The 3080-nt window shown below is 43.6% G+C and carries 1 protein-coding gene and 1 pseudogene; both read left to right on the top strand.

Annotated features, from left to right (window positions below):
• Window positions 1-762 precede the first annotated feature (762 nt).
• Entirely contained in the window at window positions 763-2727 is a 1965-nt protein-coding gene (locus O9324_RS09720) for a M48 family metalloprotease (RefSeq protein WP_288140072.1), read from the top strand.
• Window positions 2728-2936: 209 nt separating this feature from the next.
• Window positions 2937-3080 (top strand): annotated as a pseudogene (locus tag O9324_RS09715) (magnesium-protoporphyrin IX monomethyl ester (oxidative) cyclase); the annotation flags it as partial.

The following is a 3080-nucleotide window of genomic DNA, read 5'->3' as shown; positions in this document are numbered from 1 at the left end:
TTGGTTTTAGGGCGTATATGACCGTTGATTGTTGCTTAGACTTCCTAGTTACCCGTCCTTTGTTAGCATATCTTTGATATTACTCAAAGCCTTGGCTTTTAAGGACATCCTCTCCCTCTATTGACTTGCGGATGGTTTCCTGCTACCCCGAACGGGCAGAGTCAATCAGGGTTACTTCGTTCCCTATAACCATTGGTTGAACCGTATTTGATGATACTGTCCACAACAGAGTAACGGGAATGCCTTACTGATAGTGGTATGAGCTATCAGCCCCAACTCTGTTAACTTTTGTTTCGAGCCTGTCAGCCTTTTGGCTCGTGGGTGTTGACGATGGTTAATTCGTATCTTCGCCCCAGGGCTATCCATAGGTTCTGGCTCAACGGGTTTCTGATTTAGGCTATCAGATACCGCTTTTTTTCCTCGCTCACTACCTCAGATGTACCAAGTCTAAAGCAGCAGGAAATGCCGTCACTCTAGGCATCTAGAGGACAGGACTAAGGTTATTACTAACCCGCACCTGTATGGTTATAAAGTTATCAAGGTACTACATTTACCAAGCGGCTAATCCTCTAAACGTCTTACTGTCTAGTTTCTAGCCAACGAATCGCACTACACCCTACACCCTACTTCCCCACTTCCCCACTTCCCCACTTCCCCACACCCCCACTTCCCCACACCCCAGACCCCCACTTCCCCAACTCCTTTAATCTTTGCTGCGATTCTGGGTATCTATAAAGATAGATAAACAGCTAAGGTATATCTATGTCACTGGAAGAAGGATTAAAGTGTCTGCGGCTAAAGGATTACCCAAGGGCTGTAGAATTACTGGAAGAATATTGTCAACAGTCAGCTAATTTTTATTCTCCCTTATATGTTCAAGCTAAAATGGCCCTTGCTCGGGCCTATCGCGGCAATCATCAACGGCAACAAGCGATCGCCTTAGCTCTGGAACTAGAAAATCATCTTGATCAGGAAGTTAGTCAGTGGGCCAAACGATTACTGACAATCTTTGGTGCTGAACAAAAAACCATCGGTATTACCACTAATGGGGTCAAATCTCGATCGCTGCCCAAGGCAGCACGATCTGCACAGGTAAGCGTCCGGTTATCCCGGACTATCCCCGAAAATAGACTTATTTTTGCTAAACTATTGACAATTACGGCTTTTTATGTTATAATCTCTGGTCTGTTTTTTGTCACTACCCGTTTGCTCCTCATCCCTGCGGGGACGGGTGTAATTATTGCCTTGCTCTTGACCGGTTTCTTAGGCGGACTCATCCTTTTTATCGCCCCGAATCTAATTGATTGGACACAAAAACGTCTTTATCGAGTGCGTTGGGTGTCCTTAGCGGAAATTAAACGGGATAGCCCCGAATCGGCGGCAGTAATTGGGCGTATATGCCGAGAAAAAGGGTTAAAACCGCCAAAACTAGGCATTATCGAAGATGGACAGCCCCTCGCTTTTACCTATGGCTCTCGACGGGGTAATGCTAGCTTAGTAGTTAGCAGAGGTTTATTTACCTATCTCGACGATGAGGAACTAGCGACGGTATATGCTCATGAATTAGGCCATATTTGGCAGGGAGACTTTGCCCTGATGACTATCTGTGCTAGTTTCGCTCATTTAAGCTGTTATCTCGATTCTTTTGCCCAAAATCAAGATAATAATTTTCAAGACACAGTTTTTCTAGGCCTTCTCTCACTAATTATCACCATTTTTAGGCAAATTCTTGTTTTTTGCAGTCTTTATCTGTCTCGTACTAGAGAATACTTCGCCGATCATTTTGCTGCCCAAGTTACTGGTAATCCCAATGCTTTGGCCCGTGCTTTAGTAAAAATTGCCTTTGGTTTAGTCCAAGAAAATGCCCAGTCCAGTCCCCTGTCATTAAGTATAAATGTATTAAATATTGCCCAGGAGCAGGATGCGATCATTGCCGGTAACGTTTATGGTATCGCATTGGAGTCTCGCCGGATCGGACAGAGTTTTCTCTGGGATATATATAATCCTTGGGCAAAATGGTTAGAGTTGCAATCTAATCATCCCCTGACTGGTAAAAGGATTGGCGCTTTAGCCAACTATGCCGGACAGATGGATTTAGATATAGAATTTAGTCTGGGGGAAATATTACGGCAAGAAATAGAATTAGATCGCAAGAAACTCTATCAAAACTTTTTTCTGCGACTATGTTTATATTATGCTTGGGGACTAGGCTTTATTATTGGGGTTGTCATTGCTGGGTTTCTTGGTCTGAAATTTAGCTCTTGGGCTGCATTGGGGCTAATTTTAGTCGGTGGGGGTTTGGGTATAATTATCAATCGATTAGCTAGTTATCCTCGTCTCAAAAATGCTAGTTTCAGCGATATTTTTTCTTTAACCGATAATCCTTACAGTCATCCCCTCCCAGCTATCCCCGTCCGACTCCGCGGTGAGTTAATTGCTCAAGGAAAGAATTTCTTTCTTAAAGATAGCACCGGCATAATTCCCCTCGCTCCTAACTATCGTTTTGGTTTTTGGCATAAAATCAGGACTACTAACCCCCCCATGGCAGCAATAAATAATACATCAGTACGGATTCTCGGTTGGTTTCGTCGCGATTTATCTCCTCGTCTCGAATGGAGTCAAATAAATCACTCTGGCGGAAATATTCGGGGTTATCCCCGTTTTTGGTCTTTGGTTAGCGGTTTTTGCTTATTAGTCTCCGGTTTAATTATCTCAGTCACATTTTAAGAATGGGAAAAACTGCCACTTCATCCCCTTTCTAGTTTTAGGTACTTGCTGGGATAATAGCCAATTTTTGAGCGGCAATCCCTAAAATTCTCTAGTCTCACACCCCGAAAACTATTAATAAGTAGGGAGGCAAAATTATTTGTAGGATGGGTTAGCAGTAGCGTAACATGAGCGGGCGTTGGGTTTCATGCTTCAACCCAACCTACGTTCATCTTTCCGTCTTTGCTACCCATAGTTTAACTGTACGGGAACGCTCAGACTTTTATGATGCTTTAGGAATGGATGCGATCGCTTTTGACCAAGAAGTAATTCGTCAGACTAATAATACCTCCGCTCGCGCTTTTCCCACCATT

Source organism: Microcystis sp. LE19-84.1B (assembly GCF_027531875.1).
Classification (GTDB): Bacteria; Cyanobacteriota; Cyanobacteriia; order Cyanobacteriales; family Microcystaceae; genus Microcystis; species Microcystis panniformis.
This window is presented reverse-complemented; position numbering and strand designations above follow the sequence as displayed.